Source organism: Pseudomonas sp. GW821-FHT11D10, assembly GCF_058808435.1.
The window spans coordinates 1,341,766-1,361,773 of sequence record NZ_JBXARR010000001.1; the positions used below are offsets into that span (position 1 = coordinate 1,341,766).

Sequence of the window (20,008 nt, forward strand, 5' to 3'; positions counted from 1 at the left end):
TGCATTCCCACGCGGAGCGTGGGAACGATCAGTCGCTCCGCGGGGGAACGATCATCAGGAAGAAGTAATGCGCCAGATTCCGAACGGCTGGTAAGCCGGGTCGATCCGCATGAACTGGTACTTGCCGTGCCAGTCCCAGCGATGGCCGTTCATCAGGTCTTCGCCGTGGGTGGTGGCATCGTCCGGCAGGCCCATTTCCCACAGCGGCAGCTCGAAATTCGCTTCCTGAACGTTATGCGGATCGAGGCTGACGGCCACCAGAATGAAGTTGCTGCCGTCCGCGCTGCGCTTGCCGAAATACAGAATGTTGTCGTTCCAGGCGTTGTAGATCTTCAGGCCCAGATGGCTGTGCAGCGCCGGGTTCTGGCGGCGGATGCGGTTGAGTTGAGCGATCTCGGCAATGATGTTGCCGGGCTGGTTGAAGTCGCGGACGCGGATCTCGTACTTCTCGGAATCGAGGTATTCCTCCTTGCCCGGCACCGGCGCCGATTCGCACAGTTCGAACCCCGAATACATGCCCCACAGGCCCGAACCCATGGTCGCCAGCGCCGCGCGGATGAGAAATCCGGGACGTCCCGACTCATGCAGGAACGCCGGGTTGATGTCCGGGGTGTTGACGAAAAAATTCGGCCGGTAGCACTCGCGCCACGGCGATTCATTGAGCTCGCTGAAATAGGTCGCCAGTTCGGCCTTGGTGTTGCGCCAGGTGAAATAGGTGTAGCTCTGGGTGTAACCGACCTTGCCCAGCCGCGCCATCATCGCAGGCGTAGTGAAGGCCTCGGCGAGGAAGATCACTTCCGGGTACAGCGTGCGCACATCGGCGATCAGCCATTGCCAGAACGGCAGCGGCTTGGTGTGCGGGTTATCGACGCGAAAGATCTTCACGCCCTCCTGCACCCAGCCGACCACGATGTCGCGCAACTCGACCCACAGGCTCGGAATCGCTTCCGGCGCATAGAAGTCGACGTTGACGATGTCCTGGTATTTCTTCGGCGGGTTCTCCGCGTATTTGATCGTGCCGTCCGGCCGCCAGTTGAACCAGCCCGGATGCTGCTTGAGCCACGGGTGATCCTGGGAACACTGAATGGCGAAGTCGAGGGCGATTTCCAGACCATGCTCAGCGGCAGCAGCCACCAGCCGGCGGAAGTCCTCGCGGGTGCCGAGCTGCGAGTGAATCGCTTCGTGGCCGCCCTCCTCGCTGCCGATCGCATACGGGCTGCCGGGATCATCCGGGCCAGCAGTCAGAGAATTGTTGCGGCCCTTGCGGTGGCTGCGGCCGATCGGGTGGATCGGCGTGAAGTACAACACGTCGAAGCCCATGTCCTGAATCATCGGCAAGCGCGAGTGCACGTCATTGAAAGTGCCGTGACGGGCGGGATCGTCGGTGATCGAGCGGGGAAACAGTTCGTACCAGCTGGCGAATTCCGCCAATTCGCGCTCGATGTCCACCGGGAATTCCGGACTGAGGCTCAAATAGGCGCGATGATCGGCCTCGGCCATCAGTTGCGCACTGCGCGAGTGCAGAAACAACGCGACCTGCTCGGTTTCGAGCAGGCCGGACAATTCGTGGTGCAAGCCGGCCAGTTGTTCGCTGAGCTGACCTTCGCTGCGTTCGGCGGCCTGTTGCACCATGGTGCGTCCCTCTTGCAGCTCGAGGCTGACCGGGACGGCGGCGGTGTGCTTTTTCTCCAGTTCGTACTGAAAACTGGCGAACTGGTCGATCCACGCTTCGATCAGGTACAGATAACGGCCCATGCGCTGCGGCTGAAACACACCGCGCCAGCCGTTGTTGCCCTGATCGCTCATGACCTCGGTCTGCCAGGTCTCATCGCCCTCTTCGCGCCAGCGAATGCGCACCGCCAGCTTGTCGTGACCGTCGGCAAACACCTTGCTGGTGACCACGATCTCCCGGCCGGCAATCGCCTTGACGGCAAACTGTCCGCCGTCGAGGGTCGGCGCGGTGTTTTCAATGACGATGCGCGGCAGCAGCAGAGCCTGCGACAGCGGCATGTGCGGGTTGTAGCTCAGTTCGGAGGGTTTTTCAGCAGTCATTGAGCATCTCTCCTTAACGCCCCAAGGACGCTCGTTTGCCTGTTTGGCGGTCACGACCGGGCCTGCACCCAGCGATGAACTCTCTCAGGTTCCGAGCGACCGTTGCCGGGAAAAGTTCACAGGGATTTGCCCCGCCACAAAATCGGATCGATTTCGCAGTGAAGTGGTCAACCCACTTAAGCACTTCCCACGCCAAGTGCCACACGGAGGTTCACCCGATGACTATTCCGATTCCGGCCGAAACACCTGATCCGAACATCGACAAACCGGTCTTGCCCGAAACTGAGCCGCAGCCGATCCCCGAACAGGAACCGCCTGGCACCACGCCGCCGCCCAAGGAGGAACCGCCGACGACCATGCCGCCGGTGATTGTCTGATCAGCGAGGGTCGTCATTATCTTTTTCAAAGATTTTCACGATCCTCGGCATCACGCTGAAGATTCCCAACGCCAGCAACGTACTGAGCACCGCCGTCGCTTCGCGGCCCAGACCGGCCGCGACGCCAATGGCGGCGGTCATCCACAAACCGGCGGCGGTGGTCAGGCCTTTGACGTGGCCTTCGTCACCTTCGTGGTTCTTGAGGATGGTGCCGGCGCCGAGAAAGCCGATCCCGGCAATCACCCCTTGCATGACCCGGCTCATGGCATCGGCCTGGGAACCGGACAATTGCGGAACCAGCACAAACAACGCCGCGCCGAGCGCCACCAGCATGTGCGTTCGCACCCCGGCGGCCTTGCCCTTGTGCTCGCGCTCGAACCCGAGAATCCCGCCCAATATCGCCGCCATCAACAGGCGCACGGTGATCCGCGTCAGCTGCGATGCATCGCCGATGTCGGCGAATTCCGCTTGCAGGGTTTCCCACACTTCATGCCACCAGGCGTTCATCGTGCAGTCCTTGTGAAGGGGTTATAAAAGGTGGACAGCGGCGACCATTAATCGGTTGCGTAGAACGATCGGCGGAGCGTGGGCCCTAACGATTCAGATCCCCTGTGAAAAAAGGACAGCCCCATGCCCCTTCGTATCGATGAAAGCAATCCGGAATCGAAAGTCTGTTTTTTCACCGTGGAAAATGGTGAAGAAATCCGGATCTGCGACACGCTGGAAGTCAGGACAGATAGCGAAAAAGCCATGTCGTTCGTCGAAGTGGAAGGACGGCGCATTTACGTCACCGAAGCGGAAGCTGATGCGTTGACCGTCGCAGGCGCCCGGGATGGACGCAAACACCTGAAGGCCGACGACAGTGATTCGGTGATTTGACTGACCTCGATCAACAACCGGCGCAGGCGTCTGGGATAGGCATCTGCGCCTTGGCCTGCGGGCTGCTTCAAGTTGTCGCATGCGTGGCATAAAAAGCCATCTGATACGCTTTTTATTGAAATACCTGAGTCTGTTATGCAAACAGATCGGCGCTCATAGTTCTCTGGCCTGATGGAGGCTGATGAGCGAACGACCATGAGCGAACGAATCCCCGTCCGAACCGTAGAAGCATCTCCCCAGATAAAAAAAGTACCGGCGCGCCCAATGAAGGCGAAACACGCCACCAGCGACAACCAGATTTTCACCCGCAGCTTCACCGGCCTGTTCCGCACCTTGCGCATGAGCGGCGCGGGTTTTCTGTTTCTGCTGTTTTTCGGCACAGTGTGGCTGAACTGGGGCGGTCGTCAGGCGGTGCTTTGGGACCTTTCCGAAAGCAAGTTCCACATCTTTGGCGCGACCTTCTGGCCACAGGACTTCATTCTGCTGTCGGCGCTGCTGATCATCGCTGCGTTCGGCCTGTTCGCGATTACCGTGTTCGCCGGCCGGGTGTGGTGTGGCTACACCTGCCCGCAGAGTTCGTGGACGTGGATCTTCATGTGGTGCGAGAAGATCACCGAAGGCGAACGCAACCAGCGGATCAAGCTGCAAGCGGCGCCCTGGAGCCTGAACAAACTGGCGCGGCGTGCGGCCAAGCACACGCTGTGGCTGGCGATCAGCGTGCTGACCGGTCTGACCTTTGTCGGCTACTTCACCCCTATCCGGCCGCTGGCCGAAGAACTGCTGACCCTGCAGATCGGCGGTGTCAGCCTGTTCTGGGTGCTGTTCTTCACCACCGCCACCTACATCAATGCCGGCTGGCTGCGTGAAGCGGTGTGCATGCACATGTGCCCGTATGCGCGGTTCCAGAGCGTGATGTTCGACAAGGACACGCTGGCGATTTCCTACGATGTGGCCCGTGGCGAAAACCGTGGCCCGCGCAAACGCGAGGTGAAACCGGCCGAAGCCGGGCTCGGCGATTGCATCGACTGCCAGTTGTGCGTGCAGGTCTGCCCGACCGGCATCGACATCCGCGACGGCCTGCAAATGGAATGCATCGGCTGCGCGGCGTGCATCGACGCCTGCGACTCGATCATGGACAAGATGAATTACGCCCGTGGCCTGATTCGCTACACCTCCGAGCGTGAATTGCAGGGTGGCAAGACGCATCTGCTGCGCCCGAGGCTGATCGGCTACGTCGCGGTGCTGGTGGTGATGATCGGCGCGCTTGCCCTGGCGTTGGTCGAACGGCCGATGGTGTCGCTGGACGTGACCAAGGACCGTGGCCTGTTCCGTGAAAACGGTCAGGGCCAGATCGAAAACATCTACACCCTCAAGATCATTAACAAGACCCAGCAGCGCCAGGACTACAACCTGACGCTGGTCGATGGTGAAGGCTTCCAGCTGCAAGGCAAGACCGAACTGAGCCTGGCGCCGGGCGAGATTGTCGATGTGCCGGTATCGGTGGCAATGACCACCGAACGTGCGGCCAGCAGTTCGCAGACCTTGAGTTTCAAGATTGCCGATAGTGATGAGCCCGAGATTTATAGCGTGGCGAAGAGCCGGTTTGTTGCGCCGATGAATCGGTGAGGCTTTAAGATGCTGTCCGTTGTGCCAATGGCGTTGCTTGCATTGGCACAGCCGTTTCCAACTCCCATCCATTGCAGGACATCGATGAAACGCTACGAAAAATTCGCCGACGACATCGCTGAACTGATCCGCTCCGGCGTCCTCGGCCCCGGTCAGCGGGTGCCGTCGGTGCGCTACGCAAGCCAGACTTACGGCGTCAGCCCGTCCACGGTATTCCAGGCCTACTACCTGCTGGAACGTCGCGGCCTGATCCGCGCCCGCCCCCGCTCCGGCTACTTCGTCAACACCCACGCGCCGAGCCCGTTTTCGGAGCCGGTAATCAGCAGCCAGGTCAACGAGTCCACCAAGGTCGACGTCAGCGAACTGGTGTTCTCGGTACTCGAGTCGATCAAAGACCCGAGCACCGTGCCGTTCGGCTCGGCGTTCCCCAGCCCGACCCTGTTCCCGCTTCAACGCCTGTCCCGGTCACTGGCCAGCGCCGCCCGGGAGATGGACCCGCGCATGGTGGTCACCGACATGTCGCCGGGCAACCCGCAACTGCGGCGGCAGATCGCCCTGCGCTACATGGTCGGCGGCTTGATGCTGCCGATGGAAGAACTGCTGATCACCAACGGCGCCCTCGAAGCGCTGAACCTGTGCCTGCAAGCGGTCACCGAACCCGGTGATCTGGTGGCCATCGAAGCCCCGGCGTTCTACGCCAGCCTGCAAGTGCTGGAACGCCTGAAACTCAAAGCCGTGGAAATCCCCGTGCACCCGCGCGATGGCATCGACCTCGGCGTACTCGCCCAGACACTTGAGCGGCACCCGATCAAGGCCTGCTGGTGCATGACCAGTTTCCAGAACCCGATGGGCGCGACCATGCCCGAGGCCAAGAAACAGGAGCTGGTGGAACTGCTGAAACAGCATCAGGTGCCGCTGATCGAAGACGACGTCTACGCCGAACTCTATTACGGCCAGCAGGCGCCGAAACCGGCCAAGGCCTTCGACACCGAAGGTCTGGTGATGCATTGCGGTTCGTTCGCCAAAAGCCTGGCCCCCGGCTACCGCATCGGCTGGGTTGCCGCCGGCCGCTACGCACAAAAGATCGAACGACTGAAACTGATGACCTCGCTGTGCGCCTCGATGCCGGCCCAGGCAGCCATCGCCGACTACCTGCAACACGGCGGCTACGACCGCCACCTGCGCAAACTGCGCTACGCCCTGGAAGAACAGCAAAGCGCGATGCTCGCCGCCATCGCCCGCTACTTCCCGGCGCAGACCCGCGTCAGCCAACCGGCCGGCGGCTACTTCCTGTGGCTGGAACTGCCACCGCAGATGGATTCGTTGAAGTTGTTTCAGATGGCGTTGGCGCAAGGCATCAGCATTGCGCCGGGGCCGATTTTTTCGCCGACCCAAAGATTCCGGAATTGCATCCGTTTGAACTACGGCAGCCCGTGGACCGAGGATGCGGAGAAAGCGATGGAGACGTTGGGGCGGATTGTGCGGTCGTTCTGAAAGACTGATGTCTGATCGTTCCCACGCTCTGCGTGGGAATGCAGCCCGGGACGCTCCGCGTCCCTTCCAGAGTTGGAACGCAGAGCGTCCCTTCACGCATTCCCACGCGGAGCGTGGGAACGATCAGTGGGGGTTTAGCGCCCGCCGCCGAGATCGACAAAAGTCCCCGTCGCATACGAAGCCTTGTCCGACAACAACCACACAATCGCCTCCGCCACTTCATCCGGCCGCCCGCCCCGGGCCATCGGAATCGCCGACTCCAGCTTGCTGACCCGATCCGGATCGCCGCTCAACGCGTGGAAATCGGTGTAGATGTAACCCGGGCGCACCGCGTTGACCCGAATCCCCTCGCCCGCCACTTCCTTGGACAGACCGATGGTGAACGTATCCAGCGCACCTTTGGACGCTGCGTAATCGACGTATTCGTTGGGCGAGCCCAACCGCGCGGCGACCGAGGAGACGTTGACGATGCTGCCACCCTGCCCGCCATGTTTGGGCGACATGCGCAGGATCGCGTGCTTGGCGCAGAGGATCGGCGCCAGCACGTTGGTTTTCATGATTTTGAGAATGCGGAATTCGGACATTTCGTCGACCCGGGATTTCTGCCCCACCGTGCCGGCGTTGTTGACCAGGGCGGTGACCCGACCCAGCTCCGTGTCGACCCGGTGAAACAGGCCGATCACTTCGTCTTCGATACTGACATCGGCGCGCACGGCGATGGCCGTCGCGCCGCGCTCACGCACCTGATCGAGCACGTGGTGAGCGGCCTGTTCGTCCGTCTGGTAATTGATGCAGATCCGGTAGCCTTGCTCGGCAGCCAACAACGCAGTGGCGGCGCCGATTCCTCGACCGCCGCCGGTGATCACAATGACTTTATCCATGCTGGCCTTTCCCCCGATGCACACGTAACAGTCGGGGCAAGAATAACCGTCATTGCAGGGTTTTGCATGACCTGCGATCAGCGACTCAGCTCACCGCCAATGGTTTGCCGCGCACGATGTCCTGCAGGAAGCGGTCCGCCGGCATCGGGTGACCGAGCAGATAACCTTGCAGCGAATCGCAGCCCAGTTGCGTCAGGAAGTCCTGCTGCGAATCGGTTTCCACACCTTCAGCCACGATGCGCAGGCCCAATGCCTGACCGAGGGCGACGATCGCCGAGACGATGGCCGCGTCATCGCTGTCGTGTTCCAGATCGCGGACGAAACCGCGGTCGATCTTCAGCTCGTTGGCCGGCAGACGCTTGAGGTACATCAGGCTCGAATAGCCGGTGCCGAAGTCGTCGATGGACAGGTCGACCCCCATGTCGGACAGCTCCTGCAACACCGTCATGCTCGCGTCGGCGTCGCTCATGGCGGTGGTTTCGGTGATTTCCAGCGTCAGGCTGTTGGCCGGCAAATGGTGAGTGGCCAACGCCTTGGCGACGCTGCGCACCAGCCCTGAATGGCAGAACTGCAATGCCGACAGGTTCACTGCGATCCGCCAGTCGGTGTAACCCAGCACGTACCACTCGCGCATCTGCCGGCAGGCTTCATTGAGCACCCACTCGCCAATCGGAATGATCAGCCCGGTCTTCTCCGCCAGATCGATGAACTTGTCCGGCATCAGCATACCGTGGGTCGGGTGCTCCCAGCGCAACAGCGCCTCGGCACCGACCGGACGACCGTCGGCCGCATGAAATTTGGGTTGGTAATGCAGGCTGAACTCGCCGTGCTCCAGCGCCGCGCGCAAGTCCTGCAGCAGTTGCAGTTGCTTGCGCGCGTTGCTGTTCATCGAGGCGTCGAAGAAGCTGTAGCCGTTCTTGCCGCCACCCTTGGCGTGATACATCGCGGCGTCGGCGTTCATCAGCAGCTCCTGGGCGCTCTGGCCGTTGCCCGGGTACAGGGCGATACCGACGCTGGCGGAAATCTGCAGCTCATGTTCGGCCACCCGGAACGACTGCGCGATCAGGCCGACCTGACGCGCCGCCAGGCCCAGCGCATCGTTGGGTTCGGTCAGGCGCACCAGCAGGACAAACTCGTCGCCGCCGATTCGCGCCAGGGTATCGAGACTGCGCAAATCTTCACGCAAACGTATCCCGACTTCGCGCAGCAACTGGTCGCCCATGTGGTGACCGAAAGCGTCATTGACCGGTTTGAAGCCGTCCAGATCGATGAACATCAGCGCAAAACAGCCGCCCTGCTCGTTGACCTTTTTCATCGCCTGATTGATCCGGTCGTCCAGCAGCATGCGGTTGGGCAGGCCGGTCAGAGTGTCGTGCAAAGCCAGTTGAGTGAGTTCGCGATTGGCCACGGTCAACGAATGGGCCAGATCAGCGGTGCGGGCTTCGAGGCGCGCGTCGAGAATCGAGGTCAGCAGCGCGATGGCCAGCACCGCCAATGTGGTGATCAGCACCAGATTGTCGAGACCGTTGCCGTTCAGGCCGCTGAGTGCTGCGCCGCAGAAACTGCCGTCGGGAAACCGCGCTGCCGCCATGCCGGTGTAGTGCATGCCGACAATCGCCACACCCATGACAATCGCCGCCCCGGCACGGAACAACCGCACGTAAGGCGACTGCTGACGCAGACGAAAGGCGATCCACAACGCTGCCGCCGAAGCGCCAACAGCGATCAATAAGGAAGCGCCGAACAGTGTCGGATCGTAGTCGATGCCAGGCTGCATGCGCATCGCGGCCATGCCGGTGTAATGCATCGCGCTGATGCCGGCACCCATGATCAACGCGCCAAAGGCCAGCTGCCAGGCCGGCAGTTTCGGCTGGCTGACCAGCCACAGGGCAAAACCGCAGGACAGCACGGCGATCAGCAATGAGAGCGCCGTGATTGAAATGTCGTAACCGAGACTGATCGGCAGCTTGAACGCCAGCATGCCAATGAAGTGCATCGACCAGACGCCGATGCCCATGGCAAATGCCCCGCCGGCCGTCCATAAATGCACGGCGCGGCCCTTGGCAGTGGCAATGCGCCCGGTGAGATCGAGCGCGGTGTAGGAAGCGAGGATCGCCACACACAGCGAAATGAAAACCAGCGTGAAGGAATAGCTACCGATGAGCATGAGAATTCTCGAGACTACCCCGCCGTACTGCGTCCGTTCTCGGCGGGGCCAAATGCGCCGATTGTACTGATTGCGTAAAAGAATTCACTGACAAAGTAATCAAATGGCCATCAACCCGATGAAACGCTTGTTTGATCGTCTGACAAGGCTCTATTTCGGTGTCTTGAGCAGATCGTTACCGGCTCTGTTTCAACGGTTATCAGTGGTTTCCAGCTGCCCGTCCCAACCGCCACCCAGTGCCGCGATCAACTGCACGCTGGCAATCAAGCGGCTCTGCAGGATATTCAGGACAGTGCGTTCATTGCTCAGCGCCGTGGCCTGCACCACCACCACATCCAGATAAGCAATCACCCCGGCCTTGTACTGGTTTTCGGTCAAACGCAACGAATCCCGTGCTGCATCGAGCGCTTCCTGGCGCACGGCTGCTTCGTCTTCGTACACCTTCAACTGCACCAGATAGTTTTCCACTTCGCGGAAGCCATCGAGTACGGTCTGGCGGTATTTGGCCACGGTCTGGTCGTACACCGCTTCGGTGCGGTCGACTTCGGCCGAGCGGATGCCGCCGTCGAACAGCGGCAGGGTCATTTGCGGCCCCACCGACCAGAAGCGGTTCGGCAGGCTGATCAGGTTCTGCGAGGTGCTGCTGCTGTAGCCGCCGCTCATGCTCAGGCTGAAATCCGGGTAGTACGCAGCCTTGGCCACGCCGATGTTGGCGTTGGCGGCGATCACCGAACGCTCGGCCGAGGCGATGTCCGGGCGGCGCTCAAGCAACTGCGACGGCAGGCTCAGCGGGATCTGCGGCAGCTTGGGAATGTCCTGAGTTTCGGCAATGTTGAATTCGGCGGGCGGCTGGCCGGTCAGCACTGCGATGGCGTTTTCGAACTGCGCCCGTTGCCAGATTAGGTCCACCAGATCGCCCTGGGTGGTTTTCAACTGGGTCTGCGCCTGCGCCACCGCGTCACGCCCGGAAACCCCGGCGTTGTACTGGTTCATGGTCATTTTCAGCGAGCGCTCGTACGCCGCCACTGTCGATTCGAGCAAGCGTTTCTGCTGATCGATCACCCGCAATTGCAGGTAGTTCTGCACCAGCTCGGACTGCTGGCTCAAACGCATCGCCGCCAGATCGGCGTAGCTCGCCTGGGCGCTGGCTTCATTGGCTTCAAGGCCACGACGCAATTTACCCCAGATATCCGCCTCCCAACTCACGCCCAGTTGCGCGTTGTAGGTGTCACGAATACCGCTGGAGGAACTGCTCAGGCTCGAACTGCTGCTGCCGGTGCCCTGACTGGAACGGGTCTTGCCGGCGCTCAGATCGACGCTCGGATAAAACGCCCCGCGCGCGCTGCGCACCAAGGCCTGGGCCTGACGGTACTGGGCCTCGGACTGGGCGACGGTCTGGTTGGAACTGTTGAGTTTCTCGATCAGCTCGTTGAGCTGACGGTCGCCATACAGCTCCCACCAGGCGCCGCGTGCCAGGGAATCGCTCGGGTTGGCCTGACGCCAGCCTTCGGCTTCCTTGTACTGGGCGATTTCGGCGGTCTGCGGGCGCTGGTAGTCCGGGCCGACGGCGCAGGCACTGAGCATCGCCACGCACAGGGACAGGCTCAGCAGACGCGAGCCGCGAGCGGTAGCCAGATTGATAAGCGAACGGTCAGTCATAGCGGAGTTTCCAGAGCGGCATCGGTGCGCACGCCACGCCATTTGTTGAAACGATGGCGCAGCTTGTCGAGATAGAGGTAAACCACAGGCGTGGTGTAAAGGGTCAGCACCTGGCTGAAGACCAGCCCGCCGATAATCGTCAGGCCCAGCGGCTGGCGCATTTCCGCGCCTTCGGCCCGGCTCAGCAGCAACGGCAAGGCGCCAAGGATCGCCGCCAGCGTGGTCATCAGGATCGGCCGCAAGCGTTGCAGGCAGGCGCTGCGAATCGATTCCAGCGGCGCCATGCCCTGATGACGCTCCAGTTGCAGCGCCAGGTCGATCATCAGGATCGCGTTCTTCTTCACCACGCCGATCAGCAAGAAAAGCCCGAGCAGCGAGATCAGGCTGAACTCGCCGCCCAGCACGTAGATCGACAGCAAGGCACCGACACCGGCCGACGGCAGCGTCGACAGGATCGTCAACGGGTGAATGTAGCTTTCATACAGCACGCCCAGCACCAGATACACCGCCAGCAGCGCACCAAGGATCATGAACGGCTGGCTCTTCTGGGTGGCGGCGAACGCATCGGCGGTGCCGGCCATTTTCACGATCACGTCTTCCGGCAGACCGAGCCTGGCAATCGCCCGCTCGATGGCGGCACTGCCCTGCTCCACCGTCACGCCTTCGGCCATGTCGAAGGAAATGCTCTCGGAGGCGAACTGGCCTTCGTGGCTGACCCGGTCGTCTTCCAGGCTGTTTTCGTAGTGGGCGAACGTCGACAACGGAATACGCGCGCCGTCGGCGGTGATCACCTGAACCTGCTTGAGCGTCACCGGGTCCTGGGCGTATTTCGGATTGACCTCCATCACCACCTGATACTGGTTGAGGCTGTCGTAGATCGTGGAAATCTGCCGCTGGCTGTAGGCGTTGTTGAGCACCGCCGTGACCATTTCCATGTCCACGCCCAGGCGCTTGGCCTGATCGCGGTCGACGATCAACGTCACCTGCTGCGCACCCGCGCCTTCGCGGGCGTCGATGGCGGTCAGCTCGGGCAAGGCCCGCAGCGCGGTGACCACTTTCGGGTACCACTCGCGCAAGGCGCCCAGGTCACCACTTTGCAGGATGTAGCTGTACTGCGAAGTGGTCTGCTCGCGACCGCCGCCGAATTGAAGGTCCTGGTCGGCCATCAGCATCAACTGCGCACCGGCCACCTTGGGCATTTCCTTGCGCAGGCGCTCGATGACTTTCTGCGCCGACAGATTGCGCTCCTTGATCGGCTTCAGGCGTACCAGCATGAAGGCGTTGTTGGTGCCGTTGGTGCCACCGATGAACCCGGCCACACTCTCCACCGCTTCGTCCTTGAGCACGGCACGGCGGAAGACTTCCATTTTCGGCTGCATCACGCTGAACGACAGACCGTCGTCACCGCGCACGAAACCGATCAACTGGCCGGTGTCCTGCTGCGGCATGAAGGTTTTCGGCACCACCACATAGAGGGCGACGTTCACCCCGACGGTGATGATCAGGCTCAGCAACGTCAGGCGCCGGTGGCGCAACACCCAGTCGAGGCTGGTGGCGTATTTGCCGACCATCCAGTCGTTGGTCCGGCGGCTCCAGCGTTGCAGGCGGTTTTCCTCGCCCGGTGTATGGGGTTTGAGCCAGCGGGCGCAGAGCATCGGGGTCAGCGTCAGGGAAACCACCAGCGACACCACGATGGCAGCGGCCAGGGTGATTGAGAACTCGCGGAACAGGCTTTCGATGATCCCGCCCATGAACAGGATCGACAGGAACACCGCCACCAGCGAGACGTTCATCGACAGCAAGGTGAAACCGACTTCCTTGGCCCCGAGGTACGCAGCCTTCATCGGTTTGACGCCTTCGTCGATGTGCCGGGAAATGTTCTCCAGCACCACGATGGCGTCGTCCACCACCAGCCCGGTGGCGAGAATCAGCGCCATCAGCGACAGGTTGTTCAGCGAGAATCCGTAGAGGTACATCACCGCGAAGGTGCCGACCAGCGACACCGGCACCGCCAACGTCGGAATCAGGGACGCGCGGAAATTACCGAGGAACAGGAACACCACCAGGATTACCAGCGCCACGGCGATCAGCAGGGTCATTTCCGCTTCGTGCAGGGTGGCCTTGATCACCGGCGAACGGTCCATCGCCAGGTTCAGTTTGACGCTGGCCGGCAACACCGCCTGCAACGCCGGCAACTGCGCCTTGATCTCGTTGACCGTCTCGATGATGTTGGCGCCGGCCTGCCGGTTGATCACCAGTAACACTGCCGCGTCGTCGTTGAAGAAACCGCTGTTGTAGCGGTCTTCCACGCCGTCGCTGACCTTGGCCACGTCTTTCAGACGCAGGGCCGCGCCGCCGTTGTAGTGGATGATCAGCGATTCGTAATCCTTGGCTTTCTCCAACTGGTCGTTGGCCTGAATCTGCCACAGACGCTGGTCGTCCTCGACCGAACCCTTGGGCCGGCGCACGTTGGCTTCGGCAATGGTCTTGCGCACATCGTCCAACGCTACGCCGTACTGGTTCAGTGCCTGGGGTTCGAGTTCGATACGCACCGCCGGCAGGGAGCTGCCGCCGATCTGTACTTCACCCACGCCCTGCACCTGGGACAGGCTCTGGGACAGAATCGTCGACGCCAGGTCATAGAGCTGACCCTTTTCCAGCACGTCCGAAGTCAGCGACAACACCATGATCGGCGCCTGCGACGGGTTGACCTTCTTGTAGGTCGGCATGCTGCGCATCCCGCTCGGCAGCAGGTTGCGCGAGGCGTTGATCGCCGCCTGCACTTCCCGCGCCGCGCCGTTGATGTCGCGGTCGAGGTCGAATTGCAGAATCACCCGGGTCGAACCCTGGCTGGAACGGCTGCTCATGGTGTTGACGCCGGCGATGGCGCCGAACGAACGCTCCAGCGGCGTGGCCACGGTGGACGCCATGACTTCCGGGCTGGCGCCGGGCAGGCTGGCCTGCACCACGATCACCGGGAAGTCCATTTGCGGCAGCGGCGACACCGGCAGCAGGCCGAAGCTCACGCCGCCCAGCAGCATGATCGCCAGGCTCAGGAGCATGGTCGCCACCGGGCGTTTGATGAAAGGACCGGACAGGTTCATGGCTGTTCCACCGGCTCCACGGCCGAAGGAGCACGGCCCCAGCGCCGGCCGAGACGATCGAAGTACAGGTAGATCACCGGGGTGGTGAACAGCGTCAGCACCTGACTCACCAGCAACCCGCCGACCATCACCAGACCCAGCGGTTGACGCAATTCAGCACCGGAACCGGTAGCCAGCATCAACGGCACCGCACCGAACAGCGCCGCCAGCGTGGTCATCAGAATCGGCCGGAAGCGCAACAGCGCCGCCTGATAGATCGCCTGCTCCGGCGCCATGCCCTGAGTGCGTTCGGCGTCGAGGGCGAAGTCGATCATCATGATCGCGTTCTTCTTCACGATACCGATCAGCAGAATGATGCCGATGATCGCGATCATGCCCAGATCATTGCCGCTGAGCAGCAACGCCAGCAACGCCCCCACCGCCGCCGACGGCAAGGTCGACAGGATGGTGATCGGGTGAATGTAGCTCTCGTAAAGCACGCCCAACACGATGTACATGGTCACCACCGCCGCCAGAATCAGCAGCAAGGTGCTCGACAGCGATGCCTGGAACGCTTCGGCCGCGCCCTGGAACTGGGTCTGCACGCCGATCGGCATGCCGATGTCCTTCTGCACCTGCTCGATGATGTCCACCGCATGCCCCAGCGCCACGCCGGGCGCGAGGTTGAACGACATCATCACTGCCGGGAACTGGCCGATGTGGGTGATCGCCAGTTGCGCCTGCCGTTCCTCGACGTGGGCCAGACTCGACAACCGCACCTGACCGCCGTCGGTGGTCTTGACGTGAATCTGATCCAGCGCCTGCGGGCCGATCTTCTCCCCGGCCTGAGCCTGCAGCACCACGCGGTACTGGCTGGCCTGGGTGTAGATGGTCGAAATCTGCCGTTGGCCGAACGCGTCGTACAGCGCATCGGTGATGTTCGAGACCGACACACCCAGCCGTGAAGCGGCGTCGCGGTCGATCACCAGGAACACCTGCAAACCCTTGTCCTGCAAGTCACTGGCAACGTCGGTCAGCTCCGGACGCTGGGCCAGGGCCTCGACCAGACGGCCGCTCCACAGGCTGAGCAATTCGGAATCCGGCGACGACATGCTGAACTGGTACTGCGTGCGGCTGACGCGGTCTTCGATGGTCAAATCCTGCACCGGCTGCATGAACAGACGGATGCCCACCAGTTTGTCCAGCTGCGGTTGCAGGCGGGTAATCACTTCGGTCGCCGTCAGATCACGCTGGCCATGGGGCTTGAGGTTGATCAGCAGCCGACCGCTGTTGAGCGTGGCGTTGTCACCGTCGACACCGATGTAGGACGACAGGCTTTCCACCGCCGGATCTTCCAGAATCACCTTGGCCAGCGCCTGCTGACGTTCGCCCATCGCAGCAAAGGAAATCGACTGCGGCGCTTCGGAAATGCCCTGGATCACCCCGGTGTCCTGCACCGGGAAGAAGCCCTTGGGCACCACCATATAAAGGAACACGGTCAGGGCCAGGGTGCCGATGGCTACCAGCAGGGTCAGCGGCTGGTGCTTGAGCACCCACTGCAACTTGCGGCCGTAAGCGGCGATCATCCAGTCGATGAACGCGACACTGGCACGGTAGAAACGGCCCTGCTCATGTGCTTCCGGCTCACGCTTGAGCAGACGCGCGCACATCATCGGCGTCAGGGTCAGCGAGACCACCAGGGAAATCAGGATCGCCACCGCCAGGGTGATGGCGAATTCGCGGAACAACCGCCCCACCACGTCGGCCATGAACAGCAGCGGGATCAGTACCGCGATCAGCGACAGGGTCAGGGAAATCAGGGTGAAACCGATCTGCTTCGCGCCCTTGAGCGCAGCCTGCATCGGGCTGTCGCCCTCCTCGATGAAACGCGCGATGTTTTCCAGCATCACGATCGCATCGTCGACCACGAAACCGGTGGCGATGGTCAGGGCCATCAAGGTCAGGTTGTTGACCGAGAACCCGGCCAGGTACATCACGCCAAATGTGCCGATCAACGACAGCGGCACCGCCACCGACGGAATGATCGTGGCACTGGCGCGCCGCAGGAACAGGAACGTCACCATCACCACCAGCGCGATGGCGATCAGCAATTCATGTTGCACGTCGGTGACGGAGGCGCGGATGGTCTGGGTGCGGTCGGTCAGCACGACCACGTCGAGACCGGCCGGCAGGTTGTCGGTGATGCTTGGCAGCAGCGCCTTGATCCGGTCGACCACCTCGATCACGTTGGCGCCCGGCTGACGCTGGATATTCAGCAGAACAGCCTGATTCTGATTGGCCCACGCCGCCAGACGCTCGTTCTCGGCGCCGTCGACGATCTGCGCGACATCCTTGAGCCGCAGCGGCGCGCCGTTGGCGTAGGCCAGGATCAGGTTGGCGTAATCCTTGGGCGAGGTCAGCTGGTCGTTGGCGTCAAGCATCGACACTCGGGTCGGGCCGTCGAAGTTACCCTTGGGCTGGTTGACGTTGGACGCACTGATCAGCGTGCGCACGTCCGACAGGTTCAAGCCATTGGCCGCGAGCGCCTCCGGATTGACCTTGATCCGCACCGCCTGACGCTGACCGCCGGCAATGCTGACCATGCCGACGCCGCTGATCTGGGCGATTTTCTGCGCCATGCGCGTATCGACCAGATCATTGAGTTTGGGCAGCAACATGGTTTTCGAGGTGATGGCCAGAGTCAGCACCGGGGTGTCCGCCGGGTTGACCTTGTTGTAAACCGGCGGCGCCGGCAAGTCGGTCGGCAACAGATTGGTCGCGGCGTTGATCGCGGCCTGCACCTGCTGTTCGGCGACGTCCATGTTGATGTCGAGGCTGAAACGCAGGGTCAGCACCGACGCACCGCCGGAACTGGTCGAGGCCATTTGCGTCAGGCCCGGCATCTGCCCGAACTGACGTTCCAGCGGCGCGGTGACGGCGCTGGTCATCACGTCCGGACTGGCGCCCGGATACAGGGTCATGACCCGGATGGTCGGGTAATCGACCTGCGGCAAGGCCGAGACCGGCAGCAGGTGATAGGCGATCAGACCGGCCAGCACGATGGCCAGCATGCTCAGCGTGGTGGCGACCGGGCGGAGGATGAACAGACGCGAAATGTTCATGCGCCCTTCTTGGCCTTGTCAGTGACGGTGGCGTCAGGCGCGGTGGCGGCGGACTTGCCTTGCAGGTGTTCGGTCGGAGTGGTCGGCACATCCTTGCTGTCGTTGACCACTTCCACTTCGCTGCCTTCCTTCAGGCGGTCGGTGCCTTCCAGCACCACCCGATCGCCAGCGGCCAGGCCTTCGGTGATCACGGTGTTTTCGCCGTCGCTGGCACCGATCTTCAACTGGCGGATGGTGACTTTCTTGTCGCCGTCCAGCGCGTAGACGAAAGTGCCGTTGGTGCCGAACTGGATGGCCGCCGACGGAGCCAGCACCACACCTTTCAAGGTGTCAGCCAGCAAATGAACGTTGACGAACTGGTTGGGGAACAGCGACTGATCGCGGTTCTCGTAGCGCGCCTTGAATTTCAGGGTGCCGGTGGTCACGTCGATCTGGTTATCGAGGCTTTGCAGTACACCGGTGGCTTGCAGTTTGGTGTCGCCACGATCCCAGGCCTCGGCCGGCAGTTTGGCGCCGCTGCGGTAGCGGGCGAGCACGGTTTCCAGGCTGTTTTCCGGCAGGGTGAAGGCCACGCTGATTGGCTGGGTCTGGGTGATCACCGCGAGGAACGTGGTGTCGTTCGCCGCCACGAGGTTGCCGACGTCGAGCTGACGCAGGCCGACGCGACCGGCAATCGGTGCGCGGATCTTGGTGAATTCGAGATTGAGCTTGGCGTCGTTGACTGCCGCCTGATTGGTTTTCACGGTGCCGAGGTATTGGCCGACCAGCGCTTCGGCGGTGTCCAGGGTCTGCTTGGCGATGCTGTCTTCTTTGTAAAGACCGCGATAACGCTCGACATCGACTTGGGCGTTCTTCAACTGCGCCTGATTCTGCAGCAAGGTGCCTTCGGCCTGGAGCAAAGCGTTCTGGTACGAGCGCGGGTCGATCTCCGCCAGCAGGTCGCCGGCCTTGACCATTTGCCCTTCCTCGAAATAGATCTTCACCAGCTCGCCGCCGACCCGGCTGCGCACATTGATGGTGTTGAGCGCCGTCACCGTGCCCAGTGCCTTGTAGTACAGCGGGAAGTCCCCGGTGACCGCCGGCGCCACGCGTACCGGAATCGGCCCGCCCGCCCCACCGAAGCCCGGACGCATCATCCCCGAACGGCCAGTGTGGCCGGCCTGCGCCTTCTCGCCGCCCTCCTTGTGGGTCGAACCGGCGGGCCAGAATTTCCAGCACAGACCGGCAATGACCAGCAGGACAAGCAGGCTCAACAGCCAGCGACGGGAGTTTCGGGAAGACGATTGCATGGAGTGATTAACCATTGGGCGCGTGGGCTTCTTTTACGGGAGGCTGAACGATAAGCACTGGTGGGGATTTAGCAAAGCAGCTTTACCGGCAATTTACCTTCCACTTACGTTTCAAGGTGTGAGGCAAAACACTGATACACAAATGAAAACGGCCTGGACAGAGCCAGGCCGTTAACAATTGTAAAAGCGCTTACTTGAGAACGGACAGCGCCGCTTCGTAGTTAGGCTCTTCCGCAATTTCCTTGACCAGTTCGCTGTGCAGGACGTTGTCGTTTTCGTCCAGTACAACCACCGCACGGGCGGTCAGGCCTTTCAGCGGGCCGTCAGCGATGGCCACACCGTAGTTCTCGATGAACTCGGCGCCACGCAGGGTCGACAGGTTTTGTACGTTTTCCAGACCTTCGGCACCGCAGAAACGAGCCTGGGCGAACGGCAGGTCAGCCGAGATGCACAGCACAACAGTGTTGCTGATGTCGTTGGCCTGAGCGTTGAACTTGCGTACCGAAGTGGCGCAGGTCGGAGTGTCGACGCTTGGGAAGATGTTCAGCACTTTGCGCTTGCCGGCGAAGTCTTTCAGGGTGACGTCGGACAGATTGCCGGCTACCAGGGAAAAGGCTGGCGCCTTGGAACCGGCTTGTGGCAGTTGGCCGTTGACTTGAACCGGGTTGCCTTTGAGAGTGACTTGAGCCATGAACGGAGTCCTTCTTAACGTTGTTGGGAAAGCATGCAAGAGGCGGAAGTTAACCACGAAATTGTCCGACGACCTATGCCTGAACCGAAATTGTCATGTGCCACCCCGCAAGATTGGATACAACCTTGAGCGTCAACCCAGCAATTGCAGCATGTTGCGATGCCGGGCCTCGAAGATCCGCCGCATGTAACCGTTCACCAGCAAGCCTTCGCTGAACGCCCCGCCAATCGCCGAGTACGTCACGTGGTCGGTGTACAGCGTACCGCCCTCGCCCGCCGCCACCCGGTGTTCATGCCGAAAGGCCCGCAACGGTCCCTTGAGCATTTCATCGACAAAATGCGTGTCGCTGACTTCACGGATCGTCACCGTCCAGTTCGACGGAATCAGATTGAACATCCAGTGCCGGAAGCGGAACTGCCGCCCGGCTTCGATTCGCAGGTTGCTCAGATCGATATCCCCCAGCGGCGTGATGCGTTCAGGGAAGATCTTCGGGAAATTGACCCCTTCCAGGCAGAAGTCGAGCACCTCGCTCGGGGTGCGGCCGGGGATCAGCGTGGTGAGTTCCAGGGTGGGCATGACGGACACATTCCGAATGAAGGTGATGCTTGTTAAAACGCGAGTCTGCATCTTTTCTTTAACGACCTGTCGATTCAGACCCCGGCCGTTCGACTAAGCCATGAATCCCTCA

General features: G+C 61.6%; 14 protein-coding genes. 4 read left to right on the plus strand and 10 right to left on the minus strand.

All coding sequences use genetic code 11. The annotated features are described in order from the left end of the window. Positions 1 to 54: 54 nt before the first annotated feature. Positions 55 to 2,052: an alpha-1,4-glucan--maltose-1-phosphate maltosyltransferase gene (locus tag AC1RT4_RS06115; protein ID WP_493084313.1), complete on the minus strand. Its 1,998-nt coding sequence runs from the start codon at positions 2,050 to 2,052 to the stop codon at positions 55 to 57. A 218-nt stretch (positions 2,053 to 2,270) separates the two neighbouring features. Between AC1RT4_RS06115 and AC1RT4_RS06120 the strand changes: the two genes are divergently transcribed. Further along, on the plus strand, positions 2,271 to 2,429 hold the full coding sequence (locus AC1RT4_RS06120) for a hypothetical protein (RefSeq protein WP_007952133.1): 159 nt from the start codon (positions 2,271 to 2,273) through the stop codon (positions 2,427 to 2,429). On the opposite strand, the gene AC1RT4_RS06125 is transcribed toward AC1RT4_RS06120, so the two are convergent. Next, the gene (locus tag AC1RT4_RS06125) at positions 2,430 to 2,936 is read right to left on the minus strand and encodes an MgtC/SapB family protein (protein WP_007952134.1); all 507 of its coding nucleotides are present in this window, start codon (positions 2,934 to 2,936) and stop codon (positions 2,430 to 2,432) included. 123 nt (positions 2,937 to 3,059) lie between these two features. Here AC1RT4_RS06125 and AC1RT4_RS06130 point away from each other — a divergent pair, with 123 nt between their 5' ends. From AC1RT4_RS06130 to mapR, 3 genes are all read left to right on the plus strand, one after another. Then, the gene (locus AC1RT4_RS06130) at positions 3,060 to 3,308 is read left to right on the plus strand and encodes a DUF3203 family protein (protein ID WP_007952135.1); all 249 of its coding nucleotides are present in this window, start codon (positions 3,060 to 3,062) and stop codon (positions 3,306 to 3,308) included. A gap of 195 nt (positions 3,309 to 3,503) precedes the next feature. Further along, positions 3,504 to 4,934: a cytochrome c oxidase accessory protein CcoG gene (ccoG, locus tag AC1RT4_RS06135; RefSeq protein ID WP_493084316.1), complete on the plus strand. Its 1,431-nt coding sequence runs from the start codon at positions 3,504 to 3,506 to the stop codon at positions 4,932 to 4,934. 84 nt (positions 4,935 to 5,018) lie between these two features. Beyond that, positions 5,019 to 6,428: a GntR family transcriptional regulator MpaR gene (gene mapR / locus AC1RT4_RS06140; protein WP_039772397.1), complete on the plus strand. Its 1,410-nt coding sequence runs from the start codon at positions 5,019 to 5,021 to the stop codon at positions 6,426 to 6,428. A gap of 134 nt (positions 6,429 to 6,562) precedes the next feature. Here the strand turns inward: mapR and AC1RT4_RS06145 are convergent, their stop codons facing one another. The 8 genes from AC1RT4_RS06145 to AC1RT4_RS06180 form a co-directional block, all read right to left on the minus strand. Further along, complete coding sequence (locus tag AC1RT4_RS06145) at positions 6,563 to 7,309, minus strand: SDR family oxidoreductase (RefSeq protein WP_493084319.1); 747 nt, start codon at positions 7,307 to 7,309, stop codon at positions 6,563 to 6,565. 85 nt (positions 7,310 to 7,394) lie between these two features. Beyond that, complete coding sequence (locus AC1RT4_RS06150; RefSeq protein WP_262161664.1) at positions 7,395 to 9,476, minus strand: putative bifunctional diguanylate cyclase/phosphodiesterase; 2,082 nt, start codon at positions 9,474 to 9,476, stop codon at positions 7,395 to 7,397. Between the two features lie 189 nt (positions 9,477 to 9,665). Further along, positions 9,666 to 11,135 carry an efflux transporter outer membrane subunit gene (locus AC1RT4_RS06155; RefSeq protein WP_493084321.1) on the minus strand — a complete coding sequence of 490 codons (1,470 nt, stop codon included), beginning with the start codon at positions 11,133 to 11,135 and terminating at the stop codon, positions 9,666 to 9,668. Further along, entirely contained in the window at positions 11,132 to 14,239 is a 3,108-nt protein-coding gene (locus AC1RT4_RS06160; RefSeq protein WP_007955052.1) for an efflux RND transporter permease subunit, read from the minus strand. Before AC1RT4_RS06160 ends, AC1RT4_RS06155 begins: the two co-directional genes overlap by 4 nt. Beyond that, the gene (locus AC1RT4_RS06165) at positions 14,236 to 17,340 is read right to left on the minus strand and encodes an MdtB/MuxB family multidrug efflux RND transporter permease subunit (RefSeq protein WP_493084323.1); all 3,105 of its coding nucleotides are present in this window, start codon (positions 17,338 to 17,340) and stop codon (positions 14,236 to 14,238) included. Before AC1RT4_RS06165 ends, AC1RT4_RS06160 begins: the two co-directional genes overlap by 4 nt. Continuing rightward, positions 17,337 to 18,644, minus strand: coding sequence for an MdtA/MuxA family multidrug efflux RND transporter periplasmic adaptor subunit (locus AC1RT4_RS06170; RefSeq protein WP_007955055.1), 1,308 nt, complete (start codon positions 18,642 to 18,644; stop codon positions 17,337 to 17,339). The genes AC1RT4_RS06165 and AC1RT4_RS06170 overlap by 4 nt, the downstream gene beginning before the upstream one ends. A 175-nt stretch (positions 18,645 to 18,819) precedes the next feature. Further along, positions 18,820 to 19,320, minus strand: a complete 501-nt coding sequence (gene tpx / locus AC1RT4_RS06175; protein WP_007955056.1) for a thiol peroxidase — start codon at positions 19,318 to 19,320, stop codon at positions 18,820 to 18,822. Positions 19,321 to 19,452: 132 nt separating this feature from the next. Then, a complete protein-coding gene (locus AC1RT4_RS06180) occupies positions 19,453 to 19,896 on the minus strand; it encodes an SRPBCC family protein (protein ID WP_493084326.1) in 444 nt (147 codons plus the stop codon). Positions 19,897 to 20,008: the final 112 nt, after the last annotated feature.

Bases quoted from the DNA above. Each gene is read 5' to 3' on its own strand.
- AC1RT4_RS06115 (WP_493084313.1), bottom strand. From the start codon at position 2,052: ATGACTGCTGAAAAACCCTCCGAACTGAGCTACAACCCGCACATGCCG.
- AC1RT4_RS06120 (WP_007952133.1), top strand. From the start codon at position 2,271: ATGACTATTCCGATTCCGGCCGAAACACCTGATCCGAACATCGACAAA.
- AC1RT4_RS06125 (WP_007952134.1), bottom strand. From the start codon at position 2,936: ATGAACGCCTGGTGGCATGAAGTGTGGGAAACCCTGCAAGCGGAATTC.
- AC1RT4_RS06130 (WP_007952135.1), top strand. From the start codon at position 3,060: ATGCCCCTTCGTATCGATGAAAGCAATCCGGAATCGAAAGTCTGTTTT.
- ccoG (WP_493084316.1), top strand. From the start codon at position 3,504: ATGAGCGAACGAATCCCCGTCCGAACCGTAGAAGCATCTCCCCAGATA.
- mapR (WP_039772397.1), top strand. From the start codon at position 5,019: ATGAAACGCTACGAAAAATTCGCCGACGACATCGCTGAACTGATCCGC.
- AC1RT4_RS06145 (WP_493084319.1), bottom strand. From the start codon at position 7,309: ATGGATAAAGTCATTGTGATCACCGGCGGCGGTCGAGGAATCGGCGCC.
- AC1RT4_RS06150 (WP_262161664.1), bottom strand. From the start codon at position 9,476: ATGCTCATCGGTAGCTATTCCTTCACGCTGGTTTTCATTTCGCTGTGT.
- AC1RT4_RS06155 (WP_493084321.1), bottom strand. From the start codon at position 11,135: ATGACTGACCGTTCGCTTATCAATCTGGCTACCGCTCGCGGCTCGCGT.
- AC1RT4_RS06160 (WP_007955052.1), bottom strand. From the start codon at position 14,239: ATGAACCTGTCCGGTCCTTTCATCAAACGCCCGGTGGCGACCATGCTC.
- AC1RT4_RS06165 (WP_493084323.1), bottom strand. From the start codon at position 17,340: ATGAACATTTCGCGTCTGTTCATCCTCCGCCCGGTCGCCACCACGCTG.
- AC1RT4_RS06170 (WP_007955055.1), bottom strand. From the start codon at position 18,644: ATGGTTAATCACTCCATGCAATCGTCTTCCCGAAACTCCCGTCGCTGG.
- tpx (WP_007955056.1), bottom strand. From the start codon at position 19,320: ATGGCTCAAGTCACTCTCAAAGGCAACCCGGTTCAAGTCAACGGCCAA.
- AC1RT4_RS06180 (WP_493084326.1), bottom strand. From the start codon at position 19,896: ATGCCCACCCTGGAACTCACCACGCTGATCCCCGGCCGCACCCCGAGC.